Genomic DNA, 25,512 nt, shown 5'->3' with positions numbered 1-25,512 from the left:
CTCTCTCACTGTGAGCGTGGCTAGACTATGCAGTGGGCAGGGCCTGTCGCCGTCAAAGGGAATATGAAATTGGCGGAAAGTAAGATGCCTGATCGGCCGTTTTACCAGCCTGGCGCCAGCAGCGTGGAAGGCCTGCCGCTGCTCCTGCAGATGTTTCACACCAATCCCCTGGTGATGCTCAAGCCGCATTGGCACGCCCAGGTCGAGGTGAATTTCATTGTGCGCGGCAGCGTGCATTACCGCATGAATGACCACGAGATTTCGCTTTCGGCCGGCGAGATGTGCCTGTTCTGGGGCGGTCTGCCGCACCAGATGGACGATCTGTCCGACGACGCCATCTATGCCGGAGCGCATCTGCCGCTGGTGCATTTCTTCCGCCTGCACCTGCCAACGGACATAAGGCACCGGCTGATGACGGGCGCCACGCTGGTGACCGACGCCACCGACCAGTCCGACAACCATAATTTCGAGCGCTGGAACCGCTACGCCCGCTCCGGCGACCAGGCCAAGGCGGAACACGCCGTCAACGAATTGCTGCTCAGGCTGGAGCGGGTTCGGTTCGAACCTTACCGCCTCGTATCCGCAACCCCAACCGGCCAGGAAACGGGTAGCCCGTTCGATCAGCAGTCGTCGCGCAATGTCGGACGCATGTGCGATTTCATCGCCGAAAACTTCCTCTACGAGATCGATTGCGTGAACATAGCGGCGGCGGCCGACATCCATCCCAAATACGCCATGAGCCTGTTCAAGAAATCCACCGGCATGACGCTCAACGAATATGTGAACCTGCTGCGCTTGAGCTACGCGCAGGCGCTCTTGATGCATCAGGACGCCAACGTGCTGCGCGTCGCCATGGATTCGGGCTTCGGCTCGCTCAGCGCCTTCAACAAGTCGTTCCGCAAGCTGGCCGGCATGTCGCCCTCCGATTTTCGCAGGGGCGTGACCGGCGCCAGATAGGCGGGGGCGACCAGCGGCGGGCCTATGGTGCCGCGAAGACATTGCGCGCCTTGATCGCCGGCTAAAAGACGTGTCACGGCAGTTCGGGCTGCGACAGCGACGCTGACAAGAGTGACGAAGGCCGGATCATGCCATGCTGTGCGCCATTCCGGCTATGGAAGCAGCATGGAAACCGGGGCACTGCACGGCATCGCTTTTCCTGTCTGAAATCGCCACCTAGGCGCTGGACAGGTCGAATTCCCGTGCTATAACCCACGCGCTTTCAAGGGGCGCCCATGGCGCCTCGATGAATTCCGGTCAACGAGATTTCGTTTGCCGGAACAGGCCCAGATAGCTCAGTTGGTAGAGCAGCGGACTGAAAATCCGCGTGTCGGTGGTTCGAATCCGCCTCTGGGCACCATCCCCTCTTCTCCCGACAGTCTCTTTCACCGAAGCCCCTACGCTTAGGTTTCCGCAACTGACTGAAACCTTTGCTCATTTCGGCGCGTAAAGCGCAGATGGTAGGGTTTTGTGGAATTTCGGCGCAGTTGGTCCAACGAGGCAGGGGGCTGGTATTTTCGCTGGTATTGGAGATCCTGATGGTATCGATGCAGCCAAATGGAGGTCCCGAAAATGGCCCTTTCCGACGTAAGATGCCGAAATGCCCGTCCCGTTTCCAAGCTCGTGAAATTGTCTGACGGTGGCGGGCTCCAGCTTTGGGTGCAGCCTACCGGATCTCGCCTATGGCGCCTCGCCTATCGTTTTGGCGGCAAGCAGAAGCTTCTGGCGTTGGGCAGCTATCCCCTCATCTCCCTCGCTGAGGCACGCGAGGCGCGCGATACTGCCAAACGTCTCCTCCTACGTGGCATCGACCCCGCACAGGAGCGTAAGTCGCAAAAAGCTTCGGCAGAGGACACCTTTCGCTCTATCGCGGAGGACTATGTCGACAAGCTGAAGAAGGAGGGACGTGCCGACCGGACCATCACCAAGGTCAAATGGTTGCTCGACTTTGCCTATCCAGCATTTGGCGACAAAAGTGTTCGGGAGATCGATCCGGCCACAATTCTGGCCGCTCTCCGCAGCGTGGAGGTTCGCGGTCGATACGAGTCGGCTAGGCGACTGCGCTCCACCATCGGCAGCGTGTTTCGATATGCAATCGCAACCTCACGCGCCGATATAGATCCGACGATCGCCCTGAGGGGCGCACTCGTCAGTCCGACCGTCACGCCGCGTGCCGCGGTAACCGATCCTAAGGCCTTAGGAGGCTTGCTGAGGGCGATCAATGCATTTGACGGACAGCCTACAACCCGAGCCGCCCTGAAGCTGATGGCCCTGCTGTTTCCCCGCCCCGGCGAGTTGCGCGCGGCCGGATGGGACGAGTTCGATTTCGAAAGCTCGATGTGGCGCATCCCTGAAGGGCGCATGAAGATGCGACGGCCGCACCGCGTACCTCTCTCCAAGCAGGCCGTCGGCGTCCTGACCTCACTTAGAGAAATCTCTGGTGGTGGATCGCTGTTGTTTCCTAGTGTTCGATCAGGCTCGCGTCCGATTTCTGACAACACGCTTAACGCTGCCCTTCGCCGTATGGGGTACGGCAAGGAAGAAGCTACCGCGCACGGTTTTCGAGCAACGGCATCAACTCTGCTAAACGAATGCGGAAAGTGGCATCCGGACGCCATAGAGCGGCAGTTGGCCCATGTTGAGAACAACGAAGTTCGTCGCGCCTACGCCCGGGCAGAGCACTGGGAGGAGCGCGTAAAGATGATGCAATGGTGGGCTGATTATCTGGAAGAACTTGCGAGCAAAAACGCGCGGGTGAAAATTGCGGGCGATCGAAGACCGCTAAAACTGAGCTACCTGTGGTCTGGCGACCCAATGACCAGGGCGAAGAGTGGTTGAAGCGCCATATCATTGGACTGAACCCTCGAGAGGGTGATGCCTCCTGCCTTCGGACGAATCAACACTGCCCAAATTTCCAGTAGAGCCAAGCATTCTGACTCGAATTCAGGCTCGCATGGCGTGAGGTGAAAGTGAACTTTGCGCCGCTTTCTGGTCATTCTTAAGCCGCCGGCAGTTTCCTAAAAGCTGTCGGTCTGCTCCGTGAACCGTTAATCTGCGATCATCGCTTTTCGCGTGATCTTCCGCCAGTACCCGACTCGATCCGGCCCGATAGCTGAAGTGCATAACGTTCTACCTCTTGTTATGCATTCTGAGAGCCAGCCGCGTGAACTCTCGGAATTCGGGAGATCCGCGAATGGCGGCAACAACCGCGGCCTCTAGCGCCGGATCGCCAGTTGTCTGCCCTGGCCATTCGCTCAGCAGACACTCCATTTTAGCTTTCATTTTTCCCGTGATGTTGGCTTTCCCGGCAAGAAGCTTCGACAGATGGCCTTGGTTGATGCCGAGAAGGTGTGCCACTTTCGCCTGTGAAGTTGAGGTGTCGCGCCGCTTGATTTCTACACGTCGGACGATCTGGGAAGCCTTGATACTCATATGCATTGCATATATGAATCCATGCATGATCGCTACTCCATCCACTGTTTCGAAGTTCGAAGCCGATGACGAGATCATGCCGGGCGTGCCCTTTGGCATGAGTGGCTGGGCCGGAAGTCCGGCCTACTGGTCGAAGATGGCAGAGTACGAAGAAGAGGATCCTGAAGATTACATCAGCCCGAAAGGCACGCCGTTGGCCGACGATCTGGGCTTCTGTCTCCTTGGTGGCTACGGCGTGAAAATGGAGCTGAACCGCGCCGCCTGGGAGCATCTCTACGATGCGGGCGTATTCGCTGCAGATCTTGTTCCATCGAGAGAAGAGATCGAGAAACTATTGAGCGTCCCGCTCATGGTGAATGGCAAGCCGCATCGATATAGATATCCGAAGCAGAGAGCTGATCGCCTTCACGTGGCGCTCAACGCAATCCGTGAACGTCCGATGCAGACTGACAATGCATTGGTATTGCGTGAGCAGTTGATGGAACTGCCGGGGATAGGACCAAAGACGGCTTCCTGGATTGTCCGCAATTGGCTTGGCAGTGATGAAGTCGCAATTCTCGACATACATGTTTTACGCGCTGGTGTCCTGATGGGCCTGTTCCCGAAAGACTATCGGCTGCCACGGGATTACGAGGTTCTTGAACGCAAATTTCTTGATTTCGCTAAAGCGATCCAGGTGAGAGCATCTCTGCTCGACGCGATCATGTGGCGAGACATGAGGATAATCTTTAATTAGCTGGTTCCATTTTACAAACACGATAATCTCTCCTGCGCGGGGGATGATTCGATGTCTGGAAATGGTGGTGGAGGGCGTCGCAGGAGCCGCAGTGGAGGGCCGGATGCTTCGCCGCCAACGCCCAGGGTGAAGCCTGGATCAGGCGGTGGCGGCGAGGAAGGCTCCAACTCTTGCGACATCTTGATCGATACCGATCTTGAGGGTGTGCGCCAATCAGCGTTGACCGGACTCAACGTCGGTTCGGTTCTGTCGGTCGTTCTCCTGACAACTGCCGCATTCCCCACCGTCGTTTGCGTCAAGCCAGATCAGACTGTAGTCGGCTCGCTGGCTGGATTCCGGTATCTCAATGATCTTATCGATTGCCTGAAGCAAGGCGTCGACTACCGCGTAGAGGTGACAGCCATCGGGCCAGGTAGCTGTCACGTGCGAGGCGGGCGCGTCTGACGATGATTGTGGCTGGCGGCGTCTATCGTGAGGAGTGCGTCCGACCCCACTGGTCGCGAATATTCGGATCGGGTGGACGCGCGGCGGCAGCTGTCTCGGCACTCTCGCCCGGAACGAGCCTGGTCGCCTATTCATGCACTCGATGGGCCGAGGACGTGCGGCACAGCATGGGATCGTTCGGTGTCAGCGCGGATTTGTCCGAAATCGAGAACGACATCGCCTTTCACTATCTCCATCCCCTATCGGACGCCGAGCTGTATGGTGCGCCAGAAATGCCGCTTCCATCCCTATCGGCTGCCGGGGAGGCCGTCTTGCGCTTCGGCTACGTTGAAGGTGACGTCCTCGTGCAGGGCGACCGGGTCACATATGATCCCCAGAACGCCTCGGAGGTCCTGCGATTTCACGAGAACGGCTCGACTGCGAGGCATCTGGCGATCGTCCTCAATCAGGCCGAACTTCGGTTCAGCGTGGGCGAGACCGGAGAGGCCGGGGCTCGCAGTCTCATTTCGCGTTGCGGAGCCGAAGTCGTGGTCGTTAAAAGCGGGCCAGCTGGCGCTCTTGTCGTCGATCACCGAGGAAGTGTTATCGTCCCATCTTACGCGGCCACGCCGATTTTCAAGATCGGCTCAGGCGACATTTTCTCGGCGACATTCGCTCACCTCTGGGGGGAGAAAGGCGTCGATCCGAGGCTTGCCGCGGACACCGCATCTCGCGCCGTCGCGAGCTATGTCGCGACACGCAATCATCAGGTTGATCTGGAACGTCTGAAGGACCTGACGCCGCGGTCGGCGCATTCGCGTCAAGGGCGGATATATGTCGCCGGTCCGTTCTTCAATCTCGCGCAGCGATGGCTCATTGAGGAAATCGTCCGCTGCATACACGGTCTCGGCGCAAACACGTTCTCACCTGTTCATGATGTAGGCGTCCATGGCAATGCGCGGCAGATTGCAGACCAGGACCTTGAAGGTCTCAATGCCTGCGACGCGGTGCTGGCTGTGATCGACGGCGAGGATGCAGGGACTCTGTTCGAAGTTGGCTATGCACGGAGCCGTGGGATTCCGGTCATCGCGCTTGCGGAGGCGCCGAAGCTGGAAAGCCTTACCATGCTTGAAGGCACCGGCTGCTTCATCACGAACGACTTCTGCACCTCTATGTACGAGGCGGTCTGGAGGGCGTCGTCTTGAAGAAGGCTCTCCTTCTTTCAGGCGGCCTGGATTCGTCGGCGCTTGCCTATTGGCTGAAGCCGGATGTTTGCGTGACTATCGACTATGGGCAGCACGCTGCGAAAGGTGAGATCGCGGCCTCCTCCGCCCTATGCAGCCATATCGGTCTCCCGCACGAAGTGCTGTCTGCGGATCTGTCTGCGCTCGGGTCGGGAACAATGGCCGCGAAGGATGCGGCGACAGGCGCGGCGGCGGCTGAATTCTGGCCGTACCGCAACCAGATGCTCATCACGTTGGTAGCGATGAGCCTCATGCCTAGGGGGATCGGCGAGATCATGATCGGAGCCGTCGCCACCGACAAGCACGCCGACGGAAGAGCACCGTTTCTGCGAGCCATAGACCGCACGCTCTCGTTGCAAGAAGGTGGCCTGCGCGTTTCGGCACCGGCAAGGCACCTTTCCACCGTAAAGCTCCTGCAGAGCGCCGGTTTCCCATATGACCTGATTGGGCTCACGTTTTCATGCCACGTCCATGAATATGCATGTGGGGGATGCGGAGGCTGTCTGAAGCACCTCGAATGTGTTGAACGCGCTTACGGGCGGGTGAGGGAACGCAACTGATGGCCGGCTTCTCACCAAGACAGATGCGCCGCATGGCAGCAATCGAGGAGACACCCGATGCCGATCTCAAGGACATTATTCGGGTCGATTTGATAGGCGTCCGGACAGAGGTCAGCTCCCGATTGTCACAAGGTCAGATTCTGTCAGTCACCATTCACGAGTTCGGTACCGCGCGAAGTGTCGTTTGTAGGACTGAGGCGGGGGAAATCGTTGGAACGTTGGCGGGCTTTCGTGGCCTGGCGCAAATGCTAAGGTCACTGGACGACGGTGCATCCTTTAGCGCAATTGTGGAGTCTGTTTCTGCTTCACATTGCTCCGTTCAGGTGCGTCGCAGATGATCATCGCTGGTGGCACATATTCGGAGCGCTGTATTTATCCGGAATGGGACCGCATCTTCGGCTCCGGGTTGAGGGCAGCTGTCGCGGCGAGTGGTCTTTCCCCGGCAGTCACACTTCATACTTACGTGCCCGACGCCTGGCGCGAAGACGTCGAGGCCACCTTGAACTCTTTCGGCATAGAGGGAAGGCTCGAAAAAACCGAGAGGACCATTGTCTTTGAGTATCTGGACAGTCTGCAGCGATCGCTGACGCCCATACCCCCGGAGCCGAATAAGGACCTGGAAGCGGACGGGGATGTGATCCTGCGTTTTCCTCCAACTGGCTCGCGTGCAACCTCACGTCGACGGTTCAGCTATTCGGGAAGCTGTCATCGCTTTGCGCGAGACGCCGAACCCACCCCAGGTGGTGGTTGTCAAGGACGGCCTTGGCGGTATGCAGCTTTTCGTGGGTGACGAGCCCCTTAGAGTCCCAAGCTATGCCGCAGAAAGCTATTTCCGTATCGGTGCCGGCGACGTCATCGCGACCGCGTTCACACATGCCTGGGGTGAACTCAGAAAAAACGCGGTGGAGGCAGCCGACTATGCGGCGAGGGCGCTATCTTATTTTGTCGAAGGTGCGCGCCTACCACTTGCCCCTTCGGAGCAGCTCGAAGATCGCAAGCGTTCACGCGATACGGGCACAAACCTTCGGCTTCTCGGCGTCGGCAACTATGAGGTGAAATCACTGGTCCTTCAGACCGCAGCTTGGATCCATGACTTGAATGGCACTGTTCGACAGATAGTTTTGCAGCCGGAAGACCTTCAGCCCTGCGATGACGCGTTCGATTTGCTCATTTTGGGGTCGCGGACGTCGCGCCACCATGTCGAGCGCGTTGCCGAAAAGATAAAGATCGTGCCTGTGATCTTCTGGCCTGGCGGAGACCCTGACGAAATTCGCGGCCTGTTCCCTGGCGCGATTATCTCGCGCGACTACGCGAGCGCGCTCTATCATGCAATGAGAAAGCCAGAAGCGTGAAGTCGCCCTCAGTCCGTAATCTAGGCCCACGACAGTCGTTTCGGCCTGCCTCAGAAGGATTGGATCGAGAGCAACTTGAACTCCTCGTTCGCGAATCGCAGCGGCTATGGATGCGCTTCATGGAGTTCGTTGATCAGAAATCCCACACAAGATGGGTGTTCCGCGGCTGTGGCTCGGACCTGCACAAGTTCATTCCATCGGTTGGCCGAGATCCCGACATTTACAATGCTCCCAACGAGGAGCGCGTCTTTCGAGCCTTCCAGCGCGCTGCGCTACCATTCGTGACGACGCCCCTCGCCAATGATTGGGATTGGCTGGCTGTCGCACAGCACCACGGTCTCCCAACCAGGCTGCTAGACTGGTCCACCAACCCGCTGGTCGCGTGCTTCTTTGCGGTTTCAAGCGGCAAGCTGGAGGAGAACGCAGTCGTCCACGCTTACAGCATTTCCGAGGGGGAAGTCGTTGACCCGGAGAGGCACATCTCTCCTTTCCGGACCGACCGCGTGCTTTTCCTGATACCTAGCAGATCAGCATCACGTATCGTCAATCAGCGCGGCCTTTTCTCAGTGCACGATAAGCCAAGCGAAGCTTGGCAGCCAAAGGATGCAGACAGGTTTGTTATCCCGGCGAACATGCGCGCAAGGTTCAGGCGCCGACTTTTCAGATTGGGTATCGATCACAGCCACATCTATCCCGATTTGCCAGGGCTGTGCGACACACTGAGATGGCGGTATGAGGCAGGTATCGGCATCGGAACGCCTATGATCGGATGACGCTTATGGACAACTCAACAATCGAGCAGAAACGGCAGCGGATTGCTCAGGCCGTGCGCTCAACGGATGCGACTGAAACCAGTGCATGGAATGCACTCGATAGCCTGTCATCCCAAACTGCTGTCGATTCCGTGGAAATATTCGAGCAGGAGATACGGATCGAACCCGATCATTTCGAGGGGCCGATAACCTGGTACGTCATGTTGCAATATGCCCCTCGCGCCGGCGAGGATTCTCTCACTATCTCGGAAAGCTTTCCGGGCACGTTCCGCGGCCACTTCGAAGGTGGCGAGCCCATCGTTGATGATATGACAGTCGATACCGCCTCATTCTACGCTTGACCTTAGGACCGCGATCGATGCTGCCTCAATATGCGGCTTACGATTGGATCTGGTGCATATCGTTCATCTCATGCGTCCCCGTTGCAAATTGGCATAGCCAACGTCGGTTCGACCTGTGTTCCCGACGGTACGTGCTTGATGCCTGTCTGGCCAGGCATTCTCGCGCCATCAGGAGTTCTGCTCGCGGGCCTGTCGTTCGTGCTTCGAGATATAGTTCAAGAGTATTTCCGGCATCAGCTGGGCAATTGTTGCGGTGCTTAGAACAGCTGCCCCTCCTGCTCATTCAGGCGTCTCCACTCCAACTCAAGGCTCAACGCTTCAATTTGCCGGTCCTTCGTCGTCTCCAGGGCCTACCCTCGGACTTTCACGGGCTTACTCCGGCGTGGCTACCTAGGCTGTCGGGCGCGAGTGAGTTCCACGAAGCACGATCAAGACCGGCCAAGTGATAACGACCATCCAGCCTTTCCCGATCTATTGTCCGAGGATGTATTCCGGGCTACCGAACGCTATCTGCACGAAGATCGCGCTGTCCAGGACCAGTCCGACGACGGAGCTACTTACCGAAGCGAACCACCATGCCGCGCCTGCAAAGGCTGGTGTAGATGGCCATATCCACGAGCTCTGAGATCAGGAATGCCGAGATAGAGGCGGCAGCGAGCGCCGGCGATGTTATCGCTGCGGCAATCAGGCCGCCGATACTCTCAAATTGGCTAAAAGCTGCCCGTCTGCTGGCGGCCCCGAACGCGACGTCCGAGTAGTGGGTTGCTGATCCACCAGCTCAGCGAAAAGCCGTCCGCCGACTTGCCCCAGGATTGCTCTCCTGCCGCAATGACCCCAGTTCACACGTTGCCGCCAGTTTACGCCGAACGAACTAGTCAGGCCGCTTCCGCTTAACGAGGCTCTTCTTATGTTAGCCCAACACGATCTCCTCGCTACGAATTAGCAACTAGGAGGTGGCTTTGCGCTTCGATGCCGACACGCCCGGATTACCAGTGAGGCAGCGTCCATGAAGAGTGACGCAATCTCGTATGCCCCACGAGGGCTATCTCGTGAGGAAGCGGCTCGTTACATCGGTGTCGGATCGACGCTTTTTGACGAGATGGTCGCCGATGGGCGGATGCCCCAGCCCAAGCGCATCAACAGCCGCGCTGTCTGGGATCGTGTAGCCCTCGACATAGCTTTCACCTCGTTGCCGGACAAAGATAGCGGCCTTCAAGAGCTGTTGGAACGAAGCAAACGAAACCTAGAAAAAAGCTAGCAGTTACGCTTGTTGCGTATACGCTGCAGACGTAGTACGATGATAGCCCGTGCGGAAGGCATGACGTGAACGAGAATGAGAAACTTGCGCAAGACGTGAAAGCATGGCGGGCCAAGGAAGGGTTCACTGCCGCAGCCGCGGCCAAGGTGCTAGGAATACCGAAGCGCACCTTTGAAGGCATAGAGCAAGGAAGAGGCTTTCCTTACCCGGTGCTCCTGCGCGTTGCCATCGAAAGCGAAACCCGTTCGCTACGGGCAAATCTGAAAGGGCGCGAAAGGAGTATTTGATGGCTCGTCCATTTAAGGACGCCAGTTACCCTGGGGTATCTTCGCGCTTCAAGAACGGCAAGCTAATCTATCGCTACCGCGCAAAGGGCATGCCTGAAATCCGCCTTCCCGACAAACCCGGCGATCCCGAGTTCGAGGCGGCTTACGAGAAGGCCACGCAGGGCCAACATAAGAATGCGGTTATCATCGATTTGCCCGGTCGGGCACTGCCAAAAACTTTTGGCCATGCCGCGCGCCGGCTTGAAACGACAATGGAGTGGTTGGATTTTGATGAGGCGACGCAGCAGAAGAATGCAAGACTGATTGAGCGTTTTCTCAACCTGCGGGTCGATCCAAACTACCCACTCACTTGGCGCGATACTCCGGTGGAACATCTCGACGCGGATCGGCTTCGCGCCATCATCGAAAGCATCTTCAGGACCAATCGCACAGTCGCCAAACACATGCTGGTTGCCATCAAGAAGCTTGTATGGGTCGCGACCGATGTCGAAAAATGGATAAAGCCGCACGACGATCCCTCGTTGTCCATCCGCGTGCGAGTGCCCAAATCGACCAGGAACCCGGCCTGGCCGATCGCGATGCGCGAAAGGTTCGAGGAGCGACACCCCATCGGCACAGCCGCACGCACCTGCTATGCACTCGGCTTTTGGCTTGGAAATCGGCGCGGCGATATCGCTGCTCTTGAGTGGGATGATCTTTTAACCGAAGAGATCGAACTGTTCGACGGCTCGCTCGTGCTGATTGAGGCCTTTGATTTCCGCCAGAAGAAGAACCGCAACCGCCATGGCGGGCGCGAGATGTTCATTCCGGTCGTAGACAAGCTAGCAGCGGCCCTGGAGCCGCTTGATCGCTCGCAAGGCGGCACTGTCTTAAAGAACGCCTATGGCAGGTCATTTTCGGAAAAGAGCCTAACGGGCATGATGCAGCACTGGACGCGGCAGGCGGGAATTCCTGGCGGCTACACGCTCCATGGCCTACGCCGCACTTTCGGCACCTACCTTGCTGAATGCAACATCCAAGCGCGAGCCATCATGGAGGCAATGGGCCATTCCTCCATGACGGTAACAGATGATTATGTACGTGAGGCCAACAAAAAGCGGATCGCGGTTGATATTGCTCGTGTCATCAACGAGCGCGAGGCCAAACGTGACGCCATGAAGCGGCGGGCAAACCTCCGCATTGTCAGATAATCAAATCGAGTCGGAACTAAACCGGGACCACGGTCTTTGCTTTGGGCCCATAATGGGCCCAAAACGTTTTGGGCCCAGGGCACTTTTTGTCAATAAAATCAATGGTTATGGTGGGCCCGGAGGGACTCGAACCCCCAACCAAGCGGTTATGAGCCGCCGGCTCTAACCATTGAGCTACAGGCCCCACGCGGGCTGGATTAATGTTTTTCCCGTCGCGGCACAAGGCTTTCCCGACAGGCTTTCGGAGATCGCCCAAATCAACCCATAATCGCGCTCTACGCGACCTCTGCGACTTGATCGCAGACCAAGGAGATTTTCATGACCAGACACCTTTTGCCTCTCGCGCTCGCCGCTGCAATCGCTTTTCCGGCGATGGCTGGAGCCACCGATTTGCCGACGCCGCCCCGCATCATCGTGTCAGGCGAAGGCGAAGCAACCGTAGCGCCTGATCTGGCGGTCCTGACGCTGAGCGTCATGCGCGAGGCCAAGACCGCGCGCGCCGCGCTCGACGCCAACAATGACGCCATGGCCGCCGTGATCGCGGCGATGAAGTCGGCCGGCATCAAGGACCGCGATCTGCAGACCGCCGGCATCCAGATCAACCCGCGCTACAACTACACCAACAAGCCGGACGGCAGCCAGGAAGCCGAACTCGTCGCCTATCAGGTGACCAACACGCTTTCGGTGCGGGTGCGCGACGTCGACAAGACCGGCGAGATCCTCGACAAGGCGGTGTCACTCGGCGTCAACCAGGGCGGCGGCATCGCCTTCACCAATGACAACCCGGCAGCCACGGTCAGCGAGGCGCGCAAGAAGGCGGTCGCCAACGCAATGGCCAAGGCCAAGACGCTGGCCGAGGCCGCAGGCGTCAGCCTCGGCCGTGTGCTCGAGATCACCGATCAGAACATGGCGCCGACGCCAATGCCGATCAACGCCAAGGCCTTCGACTCCGCAGCCGGTGCTGCGGCCCCCGTGCAGGCCGGCGAGAATTCCTACAATGTGCAGGTCACCGTCACCTTCGAACTGAAGTAAGCGGCTCTGACGATCCGTGGCTGAGCCTTGCTCAGCCACGGATGCAATCACCAGCCAACAGCGTGCATGAAAAACCCCGCAGGATTGCTCCCGCGGGGTTTTTTCGAGCCACGCCCTTCAAACGGAAAGGGGCTCGGCTAGTCCCGGCTGACCCGCGTAGAGGGTCATGCCGCCTCGATCTTCACAGAAGATCATGCCTCTATGAGTCCGGCCTCAGCCTCAGCGATAGATAACCGGGCAACCACGCTCGTTGGCGAACACGATCACGACACGGTCGCCGTCCTGGCGGCCCATCACCTTCACCGTACGACGATTGACGTCGACGATGCGGGCACGGTGGAGACCCATGCGCTCGGCCTTGTCGAGGGCGCGGTCCGGCGAACAACCGCGGCGCCAGTCGCCGCGGCGCTCATCACGGCGATGGCGATAGCCGTCGTCGCCGGCATAGACGCCGAAACGCGTGTCGTTGTTGTTGCCGAAGCCGAGATAGAGGCTGTCGGCGTGAGCGGGGATGGCCGTCAGCGTGCCGAGACCAACCAAGGCCGAAAGGGCTACCGTCTTGATCGTGTTGAACATCGTCTTCTCTCCTTTTTGCGGGCTTTCGCCCGTCCTCGTGAACCGATGGGGGGAGAATGCACCTGCCTGTCTGAACTCTTTACGAACCCGCTGTTCATCTCCGGTTCATGTGGCGGGAAAAGGGAAATTGCCGGCCATTTGCCATCGTCCACAGCCTGTGGTGAATGCCAAAACGCCTGACCGAGCGCCCTGTTCCCAATCCAGAGGGCTTGGGATCAGGCAGCCTAATGCGAGCCTCTGGCTCGTCGTTCCCTGATGATGCGAGCCTACGGCTCCTCGTCCAGCATGTAGTCAAAATAGTCTTCCGGCTCGGCTAGATCGGTTTCGCTCGCCTTGACCCGGCCGCGCATCGAGATGCCTGCTTCATGCACGGTCTCGGCGCTGCCCGACACCAGCCGGTGCCACCAGTAGAGGTCGCGGCCCTCGGCCACCAGCCGGTAGGCGCAGGTGCTGGGCAGCCAGCTGATAGTGCGCACATTCTGCGGCGTCAGCCCGACACAGTCGGGAACACGCGCCAGCCGGTTGGCGTAGTCCGAACAGCGGCAGGTCTCGGCGTCGAACAGCCGGCAGCCGACGCTGGTCCAGTAGATCTCGCCGGTGTCCTCGTCCTCGAGCTTCGACAGGCAGCATTTGCCGCAGCCATCGCACAGCGATTCCCACTCGGCCGGGCTCATCGCCTCCAGCGCCTTGGTTTTCCAGAATGGCGTTTCCATTCCCGGCATGTGGCCCCAGCCGCCGGCAAGGTCAAGCGGGGCGACGGACGGAATACGGCGCTCGGCGGGCGAATGACACGAAGTTGCCTTCAAAAGGCCGGCCAATCGCCCTGCACGGCCTCTATTCACGCCAAACCGGAACCAATCGGCGCAAGATCGGTTTCGGCAAGGATGGGACCCCACAAGGAGAATTTTCGATGAAACGCCAACCACGGATTCTGGCCGGCACCGCACTTGGCCTGCTCATGGCATCCGCGCCGTTGGGCGCGTTCCCGCTTCAGGGAGGTGCCGCGTTTGGCCCCGCCCAGCGCACGTCCGCCCCATTCATTTTGGCGCAAGCAGCGTGCGCCGAGGGCGAATCGGCCGAGGCCTGTGCGCAGAAGCAGCAGGCGGAACCGGAACAGAAGCCCGAGCGCAAGAAGGCCGAGCCTGAACAGCAGGCAGCGCCGGCCCAGAGCGAGCAGCCCGCCGAGGAGCAGCAGCCACGCAGGAAGAAGCGCGACCAGCAGCAGCAGACCGAGCAGGCGCCAGCCGAACAGGCCGCACCCGCAGAGGAACAGCAGCCGCGCAGGAAGAAGCGCGACCAGCAACAGCAGACCGAACAGGCGCCGGCAGAACAGGCCGCGCCCGCCGAGGAACAACAGCCGCGCAGGAAGAAGCGCGATCAGCAACAGCAGACCGAGCAAGCGCCAGCCGAGCAGGCCGCACCCGCCGAAGAACAGCAGCCGCGCAAGAAAAAGCGCGACCAGCAGCAGACCGAGCAGGCGCCTGCCGAACAGGCCGCACCCGCAGAAGAGCAGCTGCCGCGCAAGAAGAAGCGTGATCAGCAGCAGCAGACCGAGCAGGCGCCGGCAGGCCAGGCAGAACCGGCCAACGACAATCAGCCCGCCGAGCAGGCCAAGCCGCGCAAGAAGAAGCAGGACCAGCGGGCCGAGCCTGAAGTCGCTCCGACGCCGAAGGAAGCTCCCGCTGGAGAGGCGACGGCCCCTGCCGGCGAACAGCCAGCGGCCCAGGGCGAACAGCCTCAGGACATGACGAAGAAGCGTGTCAGGAAACCTGCCGGCGAGCAGCCGGCCACAGCCGAGCAGCCTGCCACCGGCGAACAACCGGCCAATGGCCAGACGGCGGCACCTGCCCAGGGTGAAAACCCGGTGCAGGGCGAAGCACCTGCCGATCCCAACGCTGCCCCCATCCTGGACAGCCAGAAGGATGCCGAGCGCAAGGGCGGCGGCCGGAAACATGGCGACAAGAACACCCAGCAGAATGCCGAGCAGGGCGGCGATCAGGGGCAAAAGCCGGTGGCCGCTCCCGTCGACCAGGGCCCGCCCCCGACCGACGACAAGGCCGCACAACAGGAGATCAAGTCCGAGAAGATGATCCCTGTGACAGAGGAAAAAGGCAAGCGTCTCGATCGTGCGCCCGACGAGAATATCCGCGACCGCCGCCGCCCCAAGGGCGTCGACGTGCTCAAGGAAATCGGCGACCGCGTCATCATCCAACTCGGCGACCAGACGATTGTCCAGAGCAATGACGGCACGCGCATGAACCGTGGCGCCAAGGATGTCTACTACGAGGATCTGCCGCAGGGTCGCACGCGCGAGACGGTCGAGCGCGGCAATGGCGTCCGGATCGTCACCATCCGTAACCGCTACGGCGATGTCATCCAGCGCTCGCGCATCACGTCTGACGGGCGCGAATATGTGCTGAGCTATGTCGACGAGCGTGACTATCAGGACGAGGGCGACTGGCGCGATCCCGGCGACGATCTGCCGCCGATGCGGCTGACCATCCCGCGCCGGGAGTACATCCTCGATTCCGAGGACGTCGAAAGCCCGGACGACTACTACGACTTCCTCGAACAGCCGCCGGTGGAAAAGGTCCAGCGCCTCTATTCGATCGACGAGGTCAAGCGTTCGGCCCGTGTGCGCGACATCGCACGGCGCGTCGACCTTGACACGCTGAACTTCGAATTCGGTTCGGCCTCGATCTCCGACACCGAGGTGCAGAAGCTCGAGGGCGTCGCCACCGCCATGGAAAGACTGTTGAAGAAGAACCCGGCCGAGACCTTCCTGATCGAAGGCCATACCGATGCCGTCGGCTCGCCCGAAGCAAATCTCGCTTTGTCCGACCGCCGCGCCGAAGCGGTGGCGGAGGCGCTGACCAATGCCTTCGGCATCCCGCCGGAGAACCTGACGACACAGGGCTATGGCGAGGAGTATCTGAAGGTCAATACGACGGCGCCGAACCGCGAGAACCGGCGCGTCGGCATTCGCCGCATCACCTCGCTGGTGGCGCCGGTCGCCAGCAACAATTAGGTCATGATTTCAAAACCATGACCTGGTTTGCGGAATCGGCACGAGAAGCATCCATCCCCGGCCCTGCCGGGGATGGATCGACATGCCGGGTTCAACAAGAATTGTACCGGTATGCAACCGGGCTCATTGAATAGAAGGCGCACCTACCCCAGATTCAGGGCTGGGCGTTCCCTGCCCCGTCCCGACTCCAGCGGGACGCATTGAGCCCCGCCGGACCCTCTCCGGCGGGGTTTTTTTGCTTTGCAAACTTTGTCTTGCAAACCGGGGCGACCTAGCCGAAATACGGCTTGCTGCCCGTAGAGAACAGACCGGAACCACTTCATGAAGCGTCTCGAGCTCGCCATCGAATCGATCATTCTCGCCTCACGCTGGCTGCTGGTCGTCTTCTATCTCGGGCTTGGCGTGGCGTTGGCGATCTATGCGCTGTCCTTCGGCAAGAAGCTCTACGAGTTCGTCACCGTGGCCTTCACGCTCGGCGACACCGACACCATCCTGAAGATGCTCGGCCTGATCGATGCGGCACTGGTCGCTTCGCTGGTGGTGATGGTCATCATCTCGGGTTACGAGAACTTCGTCAGCCGTTTCGACGACCAGGACGGCGGCGTGCACTGGCTGGGCACGATCGATGTCGGTTCGCTGAAGGTCAAGGTCGCCTCGACCATCGTCGCCATCTCGTCCATCCACCTCTTGCAGGTGTTCTTGAACTCGTCGTCCTACACCACCGACCAGCTGATGTGGCTGACCATCATCCACCTCGCCTTTGTCGTCTCGGCGCTCATGCTCGCCTATATCGATCGGCTGATGGGCCTGAGCAAAGGCAAGAAGGACGAAGCGTGAGCAAGCGCCTGCCGGACGTTGAATCATCCCGGCAGGATTGGCGCCCTATCGCTTTGTTTGAGCACCGCTTTGCCGTGGCTCAGCCACGGCGGATGGCTTAGCTCGACGCTCACAATAACGCAGATCTAGTAGATGCTCTTGATCTTGCTGTCCGTGCGGGCAAACACCTCATCGGGGACAAAAAAGTCGCCGGCCAAAGGCCCGGTCGCATCAGGCGCATAGATCGAAAAGTCGCTTACGCCCTCGGCGCGCAGCACCTCCTCGTCGATGTAGAAATTGCCTGATGCCTCGCGCGCCGGCCGCATGAAGATGGCATGCGCGGCATCGGCCATGATGTCGGGCAAACGGCTCATCGCCGCCACTGTCGCGCCGCCGAGCAGATTGCGCACTGCCGCCGTGTCGATGGTCGAGATCGGCCACAGTGAATTGACCGCGATGCCGTCCTTGGCGAATTCGGCGCTCATGCCAAGCGTGCACATCGACATGCCGAACTTGGCCATGGTGTAGGCGACGTGGTTCTTGAACCATTTGGCCTTCATGTCGAGCGGCGGCGCCAGATTCAGGATGTGAGCATTTGCGGCCAACTTCAGGTGTGGAATGCACATTTTGGACACCAGGAAGGTGCCGCGCGTGTTGATCTGATGCATCAGATCGTAGCGCTTCATGTCCGTCTCCAGCGTGCCGGTGAGTTGGATGGCGCTGGCATTGTTGACGCAGATGTCGATGCCGCCGAACTTTTCCACGGTCCTGGCGACGGCGTCGGCCACCTGTGCCTCCTCGCGGATGTCGCACAGCACAGGCAGCGCCTTGCCGCCGGCCTGTTCGATCTCTTCGGCCGCCGTATAGATCGTGCCCGGCAGCTTCGGATGCGGCTCGGCGGTCTTGGCCGCGATCGTCACATTGGCGCCGTCGCGTGCCGCACGCAGCGCGATCGCCAGCCCGATGCCGCGCGACCCGCCGGAGATGAACAGCGTCTTTCCCTTGAGCGACATTTCCTTGCGCCTCCCTTGCAACACAATAGGCGCGAACCTTTGCGCGGCGGGCGACCACAGCGCAAGACCCGACACGCTGGACACCGAGTTACGCAGCGTAGGGTTTAAGACTAAACCAGCACCAGCCCCTGCCGCATCGCAATGGCGATCGCATCGGTGCGGTTGGCGGCACCCAGCTTGATCAGGATTGCGGCGACGTGGAACTTCGCCGTGTGCACCGAGATATTGAGCCGCCGCGCGATCACCTTGTTGGGCGCACCCTCGGCCAGCAGCCCCAGCACTTCCGCCTCGCGCGGCGACAGCGAAGGCCGGACGACATGCTCGTCGGAGGCTTCATCCTCGAACGGCTCGCCATCGCCGGTATTGAAATGCTCATGGCGCCCGCTTCTGCCATCGCCCGATACGCGATAGCCGGCCGCGGCCAGCCGCGCCGCCGCGGCGATCAACAGATCGTCCGCGCTCGCGGGCATGACGGCCAACACCTCACCGGCGGGCCGCTCGACATTGGCGCGTCCCGACAACAGCACCCGTGGAATGGAGGCCGGCACGGCATCACCGCTGCTGTCGTCAACGATGGCTACATCGGCTCTGCCGACCACCACCGGCAACAGATCATCGCTCGCCGCAAGCGAGGCCGCCAGGCGCTCGGCGCGCGACGCATCGCCAAGCGCAATCAGCACCACCAGCCGCCGCGAGACGGCACCGTCAGTCATGATCCGGTCGCTGGTGAGCGTGTCCATCACTCCTCTCAGGAAAGCGGCTTTTCGCCGATCGTCAGCGCGACATCGCGCTGTTCGCCGCCGCGCACCACGCCGAGCGTCACCAAAGCGCCGGCGCTGTCGGGTCCGAGTCTACGGATCAGGTCGCGCGGGCCATGCACGGCCTCGCCGTTCCACGCCACGATAATGTCGCCGAGCGAGAGACCGGCGGCCTTGGCAGGACCCTCGTCATCGAGGCTCATCACCATCGCGCCATGCGCGTCGCGGTCACGTACCGGATGCAGGCCGGCGCCGAGATAGCCGCGCGCGACATGACCTTTCTCACGCAGGGTCGCTACCGCCCGCTCGATCGTCTCGTAAGGCATGACCAGCGCCCTGTGGCGCGGTCCGAACAGCAGCATTCCGATCAGCGCGCCCTTGGCGTCGAGCACCGGGCCGCCTTCGAAGCGGCCGCCGGCGCCGACGGCAAGATTGATGCGCCGGTCGATGGTGCCGCCGCGCATCGAGCGCCAGGCCGGACCGACTTCGCCGACCGAACCCGACACAGCCAGAGCGGAGCCCTGGCTGTTGCCGATGGCAATGGCGAGATTGCCGGGCCGTACCGCATCGGCCTTAGCCAACGGCGCGGCGCTGACGGCCCCCACCGGCTTCAGCAGGGCAACGCCGGTCGACGGATCGCGGCCGATCAGTTCGGCCTTCACCGTCTCGCCCGAGGCCAGCACCAGTTCGATCTCCTCGCCAGCCTCTACAGCCTCCTCGGCGGTGACAAAATAGCCGTCACGCCAGTGGAAGGCGCTTGCCGTGCGGTGATGATGCGTGGCGAAACTCGCCGTTGCCGGTGCCGCCTTGGCGGCGAGATCGGCGATGGCTTGCGAAAACGCACTCAGATTGAAATCGCTCATATTGGTCTCCTGGGTTCATCCATGCCCCAGATATCGCTCGACAGCGCGCTCGCAGATACTCGCCTGACGGCTAGTTGCTGGTTTGACTGGCCATCTGGTCAGGTCGCGGCGCTTCCAGCCGCTCCGCACATATAGTCACGATCAAGCCTGAAAACACGGAGCCCTTCCATGGCCCTCGCCGCCGCCAAGTTCCAATCCGACGACACATTGGCCGACGACTCATTGCTCGACGCCTATTCGACGACGGTCGCCGACGCCGTCGATCGTATCGGCCCGTCCGTCGCCCGCATCGAGCGCATTGGGGGTCAGGGCGGCCATGGCTCCGGCTTCGTCATCGCACCGGACGGCTTGGTCGTCACCAATTTCCATGTCGTCGGCGATGCCAGGACGGTGCGCGTCTCGATGCCTGACGGCGCTTCCAGCGAAGGCCGCGTGCTGGGCCGCGACCCCGACACCGACATCGCGCTGGTGCGCGCCGACGGCAGCTTTGCCGATGTCGCGCCGCTGGGCGATTCCAAGCGGCTGCGGCGTGGCCAGATCGCCATTGCCATCGGCAATCCGCTCGGCTTCGAATGGACCGTCACCTCAGGCGTCGTCTCGGCGCTCGGCCGTTCGATGCGCGCCTCCACCGGCCGGCTGATCGACGACGTCATCCAGACCGATGCAGCATTGAACCCCGGCAATTCCGGCGGGCCGCTGGTGTCGTCGGCCGGCGAGGTCATCGGCGTCAACACCGCCATGATCCATGGCGCGCAAGGCATCGCCTTCGCGGTCGCCTCCAACACCGCCAATTTCGTCATTTCGGAGATTATCCGCTTCGGCCGCGTGCGCCGCGCCTTCATCGGTATCTCGGCCGACACCACCAATCTGCCGCGCCGGGCAGCACTGCTGTCGCGGGTCTCGACCAGCACGGCGGTGCGGCTGCGTAGCGTCGAGAAGGATGGCCCGGCGGCCAAGGCCGGCCTGAAAGAAGGCGACATCATCGCGGCCATCGACGGGCGCCCTATCACCGGCGTCGACGACCTCGTGCGCATGCTCGACGCCGAACGCATCGGCCGCGAAACACTGTGCACCGTCGTGCGCCGCGCCGGCGTCAGCCAGGTGACGGTGACGCCGGTGGCAAGGGCTGGCTGAGGCTCGCCTCAGGCTCCAGCCACCCCTTCCGCATATTGCCCCAGAAACTCCTCGCTCGGCGGGATCGGCTTGATCACGTCGATCAGCACGCCATTGGGATCCTTGGTGATGAAGTGGCGCTGGCCGAAGGGTTCGTCGCGCAGAGAGCGCAGGATCGGCAGGCCAGCGGCGACGACCCGCTCATAGATCGCGTCGGGATCGCGAACCTCGAAATTGATCAGCAGGCCCGATGTGCGGCCCCGCCCCTCTTCCGGGATCGTTTCGTGGTCGCCCTGGACGATGCCCAGATTGACGCGTTTGTTGTCCACCGATTGCAGATGCACATACCAGTCGCTCTCAAACAGCGGCTGGAAGCCGAAATGCTTGACATAGAACGCCGCCGTACCGGCGACGTCGCTGGTCATCAGCACCGGGTAATAGCTCGTGGTCTTCATCTTTCCTTCTCCCGTCTATTAACATACAGTCTGCATGTATATTGAATTAACATACAGGCTGCATGTATGCAACAGGACTCCGCGCGCCGCTCCAACCGCGATCGCACCGAGGCGACGCGCGCCGATCTGATCGCCGCGGCGCGAAAGCTGTTCACCGAAAAATCCTATGCCGAGACCGGCACGCCTGAAATTGTCGCCGCCGCCGGCGTCACGCGCGGCGCGCTCTACCATCACTTCGCCGACAAGCAGGCGCTGTTTGCCGCCGTGGTCGAGCAGGAGGCGGCGGCGGTCGCCGAGGAGATCGAGCACGCTTCGCCGCCATCGCTCAATGCCTACGACTCACTGATTGCAGGCTCCGATGCCTATCTCGCCGCCATGCGCGCGCCCGGCCGCACGCGGCTGTTGCTGCTTGATGGGCCGGCTGTGCTTGGCCGAACCGCCATGGACGCGATCGACAACCGCCACGGCAACCGCTCGCTGCGCGAGGGCCTGGTCGCGGCTATGCGGGCGCAGACGATGACGAGATTGCCGGTCGACGCGCTGACCGCGCTGCTCGGCGCAGCCTTCGACCGCGCCGCCCTGGCAATCGAGGCTGGGGCCTCTGCCGAGGATTACCGCGCCGTGCTCATGGCGCTGATCGAGGGACTGTCTCCGGCTCCTTTTCAGGCACCTCGCCAGGCACGAACTCGTTGAAGCAGCCGAGTTGGCGCTTGAACTGGTCGATCAGCCAGGCCGCCGCCGGCTTCGGGCTGCGATCGTTGCGATGCATGGCAAACAGGGGCGAACTCACCTCCCTGAAAGACTCGAGGTCGAGTTCCACCAGTCGGCCGCTGGCCAGATCGTCTGAGATCAGCCAGCGTGGCAAGCCCGCCCCAGCCCAGTCCCTCGCGCATCAGCGTATGCTTTGTGCGCAGGTCCGTCAGTCGCCAGGTGCGGTAGGCAAAGACGCCAAAGTCGCGCCCCTTGGTGCGCTCCGACTGGTCGGTGACGACAAGCTGCGTGTGTTCGCGCACATCCTCGATCGACACCGGTTTCGGCAGCCGCGCCAGCGGGTGGGTGGGGGCGGCAGCCAGCACCATCGACATGAAGCCGATGCGCACGAGGTGTACGTCGACCTCGCCCAGCAGGCCGCCAATGCCGAGATCGGCCTGCCCGCTGACGACATGATCGGGGATCAGGCCAAGCGAGCCGATATGCAGGCGCAGCATCACGGTCGGAAACTGCGCCTCGAATGCCTTCAGTACCCGAACCAGCACCAGCGATGGCAGCGACGCGTCGACCGACAGCGCCACTTCGGCCTCCAGCCCCTGATGGTGACCGTCGACGCGCGAGCGCATACGCTGCAGCACGCCGACCATGCGGCGTGCGTCCTCCAGCATCGCCCGGCCGATCTCGGTCAGTTGCGGCTCGCGCGTGCCCTCGCGCTCGAACAGTTTCAGCCCGAGCTGCGCCTCGAGATTGGCGATGCCATAGCTGATGACGGATTGCGCCCGGTTGAGCTTGCGGCCGGCGGCCGAGAAACTGCCGGCTTCGGCGACCGTCACAAAAATCTGAAGTTGGTCCAGCGTCGGGTTGGGCTGCATTGCAGTATCTAGTTTGTTGATGGATCGTATAGAAAATATACCAGTTTATCGAATGGGTCGATAGCCCCATATGTGGCGGGACAATTCAATTCCACTGGAGAGACCCGCTATGTCCATTCTTCTTGTTACCTCAAGCCCGCGTGGCGCTGCCTCGCACTCAACCCGCATCGCCACCGAATTCGCCGAGAAGCTGCTTGCCGCTGATCCGTCGAACACGCTTGTCGTGCGTGACCTCGTCGCCAACCCGCTGCCGCATATCGACGCCGACTATGCCAGCGGCATCTACACGCCTGCCGAAGCCCGCACCCCGCGCCAGGCTGAAGTCGTTGGCGTCTCCGATGTCGTGCTGGACGAGCTGTTCGCCGCCGACACGGTGATCCTCGCCACCGGCTTCATCAACTTCAACATCTCGTCGACGCTGAAGTCGTGGGTCGATCACATCGCTCGTTCCGGCAAGAGCTTCGCCTATGGCGAGAACGGCCCCAAGGGCCTCGTTACCGGCAAGAAGGTCTATATCGTACTGGCTTCCGGCGGCATCTATTCGGAAGGCGCTGCCGTGCAGTTCGATCACGCCATTCCCTACCTGCGCGGCGTGCTCGGCTTCCTCGGCATGACCGATGTCGACGTCATCCGCATCGAGGGCGTCGGCATGGGCCCTGACGCGGTGACCGCAGCACTCGCCAAGGCGACCGCCAAGGTCGATGCCGTGGTGGCCGCCAGCCAGGGTGTCGCGGCGGCCGCGTAAAGCACAGATCATCATCCGCATCGAAAGGCAGGCGTTCGCGCCTGCCTTTTTCTTGCTATGGCAGTTCGCCGCTTGCTTCACAATGTTTGGGCCGTGCAGAATCTGTAAGCGACAGTGGTCCTGGGCACGGCAACCTTGACGAACTACCCTGGTTCACTGATAGTCATAGTGAACCAGAGTGAATTGTAGCCATGATTGCTTTTACCGTGCGCCTCCCCGACGACACAACAAACAGGCTCGACCAGCTTGCCGAAAAGCTCGACCGCTCGCGCTCCTATATGGCCGCCCAGGCCATTGAGGACTTTGTAGCCCGCCAGGAATGGCAGCTCGCCGAGATAGAGGCCGGATTGGCCGAGGCCGAGCGCGGTGAATTTGCCAATGAGCAAGAGTTGGCCGCCGTGATTGGGAAATACGTCAAGTCCACCGGCTGATTATGAGCCGCAAGACAATCCGCTGGACCAAACGGGCATTGCGTCGGCTTGACGAAATCGGCGCGCACATCGTGAAAGACAGCCCCGAAGCGTCCGCTCGTGTCATTGCGCGCATCTTGTCGGCGGCGGAACTGCTCACCGAACAGCCGGCCATGGGTCGCGTTGGGCGCATCAAAGCGACTCGAGAACTCGTCTTGGTCGATATTCCCTATATCGTCCCCTATCGCGTAGGCCGAGATACTGTCGAAATCCTTACCGTCATACACGCCGCCCAACAGTGGCCACAGGCCTTGTGAAATCAACCAGCAGCTACCCTTTTTCTATCCGATGAAATGCCGAAGCAGACCCGCCGCGCCGATCCCGATCAGCACGGTCGGCAGCATGGAGAGGCGCGTCGCAGCAAGCACGGTGATGGCCAGCGCCAGAAGATCGGCCGGATTCCGCGACACGAAGGCTGGCGCGATCACCGAGATCAGCACGCAGCCGGGCGCCGCTTCCATCACCGCCGTGGCGCGGACGCTGAGCGTGCGGTTGCGCAGCACGACATAGCCGCCGATCCGCGTGAGATAGGTGACGCCGGCCATCATCACGATGGTGAGAAGGGTCGCTGGGTCGATCATGCATCACCTGCCATCAGCCAGGCCGCGACCAGCCCCGACACCGCACCGGCGGCGACATACCAGGCGCCCGGGACGACGAGATAGACCAGCGCCGCAACGACGAGGCTGACCAGCCAGGGCCGCGCCGCGGCCATGCTCGTCCACATGCCGCGCATCAGCACCAGGAAGACGGCCGGAAACGCCATGTCGAAACCGTAGGTCTCGACATCCCCCAGCATGGGGCCGAGCACGGCACCCAGCGTGGTGAAGGCCACCCAGGTGAGATACATCGCCAGTGCCGCGCCCAAATAATAGCGCGGACTGAAGGCCGGCGTGATGCCTGCCGCTGCGCGCTGCCTGGCATCGGCCAAGCCCAGCGCCCAGCTTTCATCGCACATGAAAAACAGCGCCGGAAAGACCTTGCGCCTCGGCAGGTCGCGCAGGAACGGCGCCAGTGCCGCTCCCATCAGCAGATGGCGGCTATTGACCAGGAAAGTGATGGCGACGATGAGCACGATGTGCGGCGGCGATGTCCACAATTGGATCGCCGCGAATTCCGAGCCGCCGGCGAAATTCAGCCCCGTCATCATGGACAATTCGACCGTGCTCAGCCCTTTCTGCGTGGCCTGGGCGCCAAGCACCAGCGCATAGGGGATGGTGCCGAACAGCACCGGCGCGCAGGACGTCACGCCACGGCGGAACTCGGATCCCGAGCCATCGCCCGCCGCCTCGACTGCCTGTGAAATGCTCATGCTCTGCCATCGGCCGGCCTGTAGGCCGCCGCTTCCGGTTGCGTCTGGAATCTCGTGATGTCGGCGGCAAACATACCGGCATCGGCTCAAAATTTGGTTGCGAAGATTGTTGTATTTCACCAAATTTTGGCATTGAGTGTCATAAACGGACCAAT

Annotated in this window: 29 protein-coding genes, 2 tRNA genes and 1 pseudogene; 21 read left to right on the top strand and 11 right to left on the bottom strand. The window is 61.2% G+C overall.

The genetic code is table 11. The features are described from left to right. The first annotated feature begins 63 nt into the window (after positions 1 to 63). The 3 genes from ACZ89F_RS03840 (at position 64) to ACZ89F_RS03830 (ending at position 2,835) form a co-directional block, all read left to right on the top strand. A complete protein-coding gene (locus tag ACZ89F_RS03840) occupies positions 64 to 957 on the top strand; it encodes a helix-turn-helix domain-containing protein (protein ID WP_476090471.1) in 894 nt (297 codons plus the stop codon). A gap of 324 nt (positions 958 to 1,281) precedes the next feature. Beyond that, positions 1,282 to 1,357 (top strand) — tRNA-Phe (locus ACZ89F_RS03835). 212 nt (positions 1,358 to 1,569) lie between these two features. Further along, positions 1,570 to 2,835, top strand: coding sequence for a tyrosine-type recombinase/integrase (locus ACZ89F_RS03830; protein WP_476090470.1), 1,266 nt, complete (start codon positions 1,570 to 1,572; stop codon positions 2,833 to 2,835). Between the two features lie 291 nt (positions 2,836 to 3,126). Here the strand turns inward: ACZ89F_RS03830 and ACZ89F_RS03825 are convergent, their stop codons facing one another. Continuing rightward, the gene (locus tag ACZ89F_RS03825; RefSeq protein ID WP_476090469.1) at positions 3,127 to 3,456 is read right to left on the bottom strand and encodes a helix-turn-helix domain-containing protein; all 330 of its coding nucleotides are present in this window, start codon (positions 3,454 to 3,456) and stop codon (positions 3,127 to 3,129) included. On the opposite strand from ACZ89F_RS03825, the gene ACZ89F_RS03820 reads away from it, so the two are divergent. From ACZ89F_RS03820 to ACZ89F_RS03775, 10 genes are all read left to right on the top strand, one after another. Next, positions 3,455 to 4,165, top strand: a complete 711-nt coding sequence (locus tag ACZ89F_RS03820) for an 8-oxoguanine DNA glycosylase (RefSeq protein ID WP_476090468.1) — start codon at positions 3,455 to 3,457, stop codon at positions 4,163 to 4,165. The genes ACZ89F_RS03825 and ACZ89F_RS03820 overlap by 2 nt on opposite strands. 611 nt (positions 4,166 to 4,776) lie before the next feature. After that, complete coding sequence (locus tag ACZ89F_RS03815) at positions 4,777 to 5,793, top strand: nucleoside 2-deoxyribosyltransferase (protein WP_476090467.1); 1,017 nt, start codon at positions 4,777 to 4,779, stop codon at positions 5,791 to 5,793. Next, positions 5,790 to 6,392, top strand: a complete 603-nt coding sequence (locus ACZ89F_RS03810; RefSeq protein ID WP_476090466.1) for a 7-cyano-7-deazaguanine synthase — start codon at positions 5,790 to 5,792, stop codon at positions 6,390 to 6,392. The genes ACZ89F_RS03815 and ACZ89F_RS03810 overlap by 4 nt, the downstream gene beginning before the upstream one ends. Beyond that, positions 6,392 to 6,730 (top strand): hypothetical protein, encoded by a 339-nt coding sequence (locus tag ACZ89F_RS03805; RefSeq protein ID WP_476090465.1) that lies wholly within the window; start codon positions 6,392 to 6,394, stop codon positions 6,728 to 6,730. Before ACZ89F_RS03810 ends, ACZ89F_RS03805 begins: the two co-directional genes overlap by 1 nt. 375 nt (positions 6,731 to 7,105) lie before the next feature. Next, positions 7,106 to 7,744, top strand: a complete 639-nt coding sequence (locus tag ACZ89F_RS03800) for a hypothetical protein (RefSeq protein ID WP_476090464.1) — start codon at positions 7,106 to 7,108, stop codon at positions 7,742 to 7,744. 119 nt (positions 7,745 to 7,863) lie between these two features. Further along, positions 7,864 to 8,517: an FRG domain-containing protein gene (locus ACZ89F_RS03795; protein WP_476090463.1), complete on the top strand. Its 654-nt coding sequence runs from the start codon at positions 7,864 to 7,866 to the stop codon at positions 8,515 to 8,517. 5 nt (positions 8,518 to 8,522) lie between these two features. Then, positions 8,523 to 8,858, top strand: coding sequence for a pPIWI-associating nuclease domain-containing protein (locus tag ACZ89F_RS03790; protein WP_476090462.1), 336 nt, complete (start codon positions 8,523 to 8,525; stop codon positions 8,856 to 8,858). A 1,006-nt stretch (positions 8,859 to 9,864) separates the two neighbouring features. Further along, positions 9,865 to 10,116, top strand: a complete 252-nt coding sequence (locus ACZ89F_RS03785) for a helix-turn-helix transcriptional regulator (protein WP_473549080.1) — start codon at positions 9,865 to 9,867, stop codon at positions 10,114 to 10,116. 65 nt (positions 10,117 to 10,181) lie between these two features. Next, positions 10,182 to 10,403 carry a helix-turn-helix domain-containing protein gene (locus tag ACZ89F_RS03780; RefSeq protein WP_476090461.1) on the top strand — a complete coding sequence of 74 codons (222 nt, stop codon included), beginning with the start codon at positions 10,182 to 10,184 and terminating at the stop codon, positions 10,401 to 10,403. Beyond that, positions 10,403 to 11,593: a site-specific integrase gene (locus ACZ89F_RS03775; protein ID WP_476090460.1), complete on the top strand. Its 1,191-nt coding sequence runs from the start codon at positions 10,403 to 10,405 to the stop codon at positions 11,591 to 11,593. Before ACZ89F_RS03780 ends, ACZ89F_RS03775 begins: the two co-directional genes overlap by 1 nt. Positions 11,594 to 11,701: 108 nt before the next feature. Here ACZ89F_RS03775 and ACZ89F_RS03770 read toward each other — a convergent pair. Next, positions 11,702 to 11,777, bottom strand: a tRNA-Ile gene (locus ACZ89F_RS03770). Positions 11,778 to 11,911: 134 nt separating this feature from the next. Between ACZ89F_RS03770 and ACZ89F_RS03765 the strand changes: the two genes are divergently transcribed. Next, complete coding sequence (locus tag ACZ89F_RS03765) at positions 11,912 to 12,625, top strand: SIMPL domain-containing protein (protein ID WP_476090459.1); 714 nt, start codon at positions 11,912 to 11,914, stop codon at positions 12,623 to 12,625. A 219-nt stretch (positions 12,626 to 12,844) separates the two neighbouring features. Here the strand turns inward: ACZ89F_RS03765 and ACZ89F_RS03760 are convergent, their stop codons facing one another. Beyond that, complete coding sequence (locus ACZ89F_RS03760; protein WP_476090458.1) at positions 12,845 to 13,201, bottom strand: hypothetical protein; 357 nt, start codon at positions 13,199 to 13,201, stop codon at positions 12,845 to 12,847. A gap of 266 nt (positions 13,202 to 13,467) precedes the next feature. Further along, the gene (locus ACZ89F_RS03755; RefSeq protein ID WP_136617958.1) at positions 13,468 to 13,914 is read right to left on the bottom strand and encodes a YcgN family cysteine cluster protein; all 447 of its coding nucleotides are present in this window, start codon (positions 13,912 to 13,914) and stop codon (positions 13,468 to 13,470) included. A gap of 197 nt (positions 13,915 to 14,111) precedes the next feature. Between ACZ89F_RS03755 and ACZ89F_RS03750 the strand changes: the two genes are divergently transcribed. Next, entirely contained in the window at positions 14,112 to 16,229 is a 2,118-nt protein-coding gene (locus tag ACZ89F_RS03750) for an OmpA family protein (RefSeq protein ID WP_476090457.1), read from the top strand. A gap of 321 nt (positions 16,230 to 16,550) precedes the next feature. Further along, positions 16,551 to 17,066 carry a TIGR00645 family protein gene (locus ACZ89F_RS03745; protein ID WP_126070046.1) on the top strand — a complete coding sequence of 172 codons (516 nt, stop codon included), beginning with the start codon at positions 16,551 to 16,553 and terminating at the stop codon, positions 17,064 to 17,066. A 125-nt stretch (positions 17,067 to 17,191) separates the two neighbouring features. On the opposite strand, the gene ACZ89F_RS03740 is transcribed toward ACZ89F_RS03745, so the two are convergent. The 3 genes from ACZ89F_RS03740 to ACZ89F_RS03730 form a co-directional block, all read right to left on the bottom strand. Then, positions 17,192 to 18,058 carry an SDR family oxidoreductase gene (locus tag ACZ89F_RS03740; RefSeq protein WP_476090456.1) on the bottom strand — a complete coding sequence of 289 codons (867 nt, stop codon included), beginning with the start codon at positions 18,056 to 18,058 and terminating at the stop codon, positions 17,192 to 17,194. A gap of 110 nt (positions 18,059 to 18,168) precedes the next feature. Further along, a complete protein-coding gene (locus ACZ89F_RS03735; protein ID WP_476090455.1) occupies positions 18,169 to 18,798 on the bottom strand; it encodes a helix-turn-helix transcriptional regulator in 630 nt (209 codons plus the stop codon). An 8-nt stretch (positions 18,799 to 18,806) separates the two neighbouring features. Next, positions 18,807 to 19,679: a S1C family serine protease gene (locus ACZ89F_RS03730; RefSeq protein WP_476090454.1), complete on the bottom strand. Its 873-nt coding sequence runs from the start codon at positions 19,677 to 19,679 to the stop codon at positions 18,807 to 18,809. A 168-nt stretch (positions 19,680 to 19,847) separates the two neighbouring features. Here ACZ89F_RS03730 and ACZ89F_RS03725 point away from each other — a divergent pair, with 168 nt between their 5' ends. Then, on the top strand, positions 19,848 to 20,813 hold the full coding sequence (locus ACZ89F_RS03725) for a S1C family serine protease (RefSeq protein WP_476090453.1): 966 nt from the start codon (positions 19,848 to 19,850) through the stop codon (positions 20,811 to 20,813). An 8-nt stretch (positions 20,814 to 20,821) separates the two neighbouring features. Here ACZ89F_RS03725 and ACZ89F_RS03720 read toward each other — a convergent pair whose 3' ends face one another. Continuing rightward, positions 20,822 to 21,247, bottom strand: coding sequence for a VOC family protein (locus ACZ89F_RS03720; protein ID WP_476090452.1), 426 nt, complete (start codon positions 21,245 to 21,247; stop codon positions 20,822 to 20,824). A 66-nt stretch (positions 21,248 to 21,313) separates the two neighbouring features. Between ACZ89F_RS03720 and ACZ89F_RS03715 the strand changes: the two genes are divergently transcribed. Beyond that, positions 21,314 to 21,940 (top strand): TetR/AcrR family transcriptional regulator, encoded by a 627-nt coding sequence (locus tag ACZ89F_RS03715; RefSeq protein WP_476090451.1) that lies wholly within the window; start codon positions 21,314 to 21,316, stop codon positions 21,938 to 21,940. Here ACZ89F_RS03715 and ACZ89F_RS03710 read toward each other — a convergent pair. Further along, positions 21,873 to 22,830: pseudogene (locus ACZ89F_RS03710) on the bottom strand (LysR family transcriptional regulator). The gene ACZ89F_RS03715 and the pseudogene ACZ89F_RS03710 sit on opposite strands and share 68 nt — an antisense overlap. A 109-nt stretch (positions 22,831 to 22,939) precedes the next feature. Here ACZ89F_RS03710 and ACZ89F_RS03705 point away from each other — a divergent pair. The 3 genes from ACZ89F_RS03705 to ACZ89F_RS03695 all read left to right on the top strand — a co-directional run bounded on the left by ACZ89F_RS03705 (position 22,940) and on the right by ACZ89F_RS03695 (position 24,302). After that, on the top strand, positions 22,940 to 23,575 hold the full coding sequence (locus ACZ89F_RS03705; RefSeq protein WP_476090450.1) for an FMN-dependent NADH-azoreductase: 636 nt from the start codon (positions 22,940 to 22,942) through the stop codon (positions 23,573 to 23,575). Positions 23,576 to 23,766: 191 nt separating this feature from the next. Then, positions 23,767 to 24,006: a CopG family ribbon-helix-helix protein gene (locus ACZ89F_RS03700; protein WP_476090449.1), complete on the top strand. Its 240-nt coding sequence runs from the start codon at positions 23,767 to 23,769 to the stop codon at positions 24,004 to 24,006. Positions 24,007 to 24,008: 2 nt separating this feature from the next. Next, a complete protein-coding gene (locus ACZ89F_RS03695) occupies positions 24,009 to 24,302 on the top strand; it encodes a type II toxin-antitoxin system RelE/ParE family toxin (protein WP_476090448.1) in 294 nt (97 codons plus the stop codon). Between the two features lie 24 nt (positions 24,303 to 24,326). On the opposite strand, the gene ACZ89F_RS03690 is transcribed toward ACZ89F_RS03695, so the two are convergent. Beyond that, positions 24,327 to 24,626 (bottom strand): AzlD family protein, encoded by a 300-nt coding sequence (locus ACZ89F_RS03690; RefSeq protein WP_476090447.1) that lies wholly within the window; start codon positions 24,624 to 24,626, stop codon positions 24,327 to 24,329. Continuing rightward, positions 24,623 to 25,357 carry an AzlC family ABC transporter permease gene (locus ACZ89F_RS03685; protein ID WP_476090446.1) on the bottom strand — a complete coding sequence of 245 codons (735 nt, stop codon included), beginning with the start codon at positions 25,355 to 25,357 and terminating at the stop codon, positions 24,623 to 24,625. The genes ACZ89F_RS03690 and ACZ89F_RS03685 overlap by 4 nt, the downstream gene beginning before the upstream one ends. Between the last annotated feature and the right edge of the window lie 155 nt (positions 25,358 to 25,512).

It is taken from the genome of Mesorhizobium sp. USDA 3734 (assembly GCF_056279665.1).
This window is presented reverse-complemented; position numbering and strand designations above follow the sequence as displayed.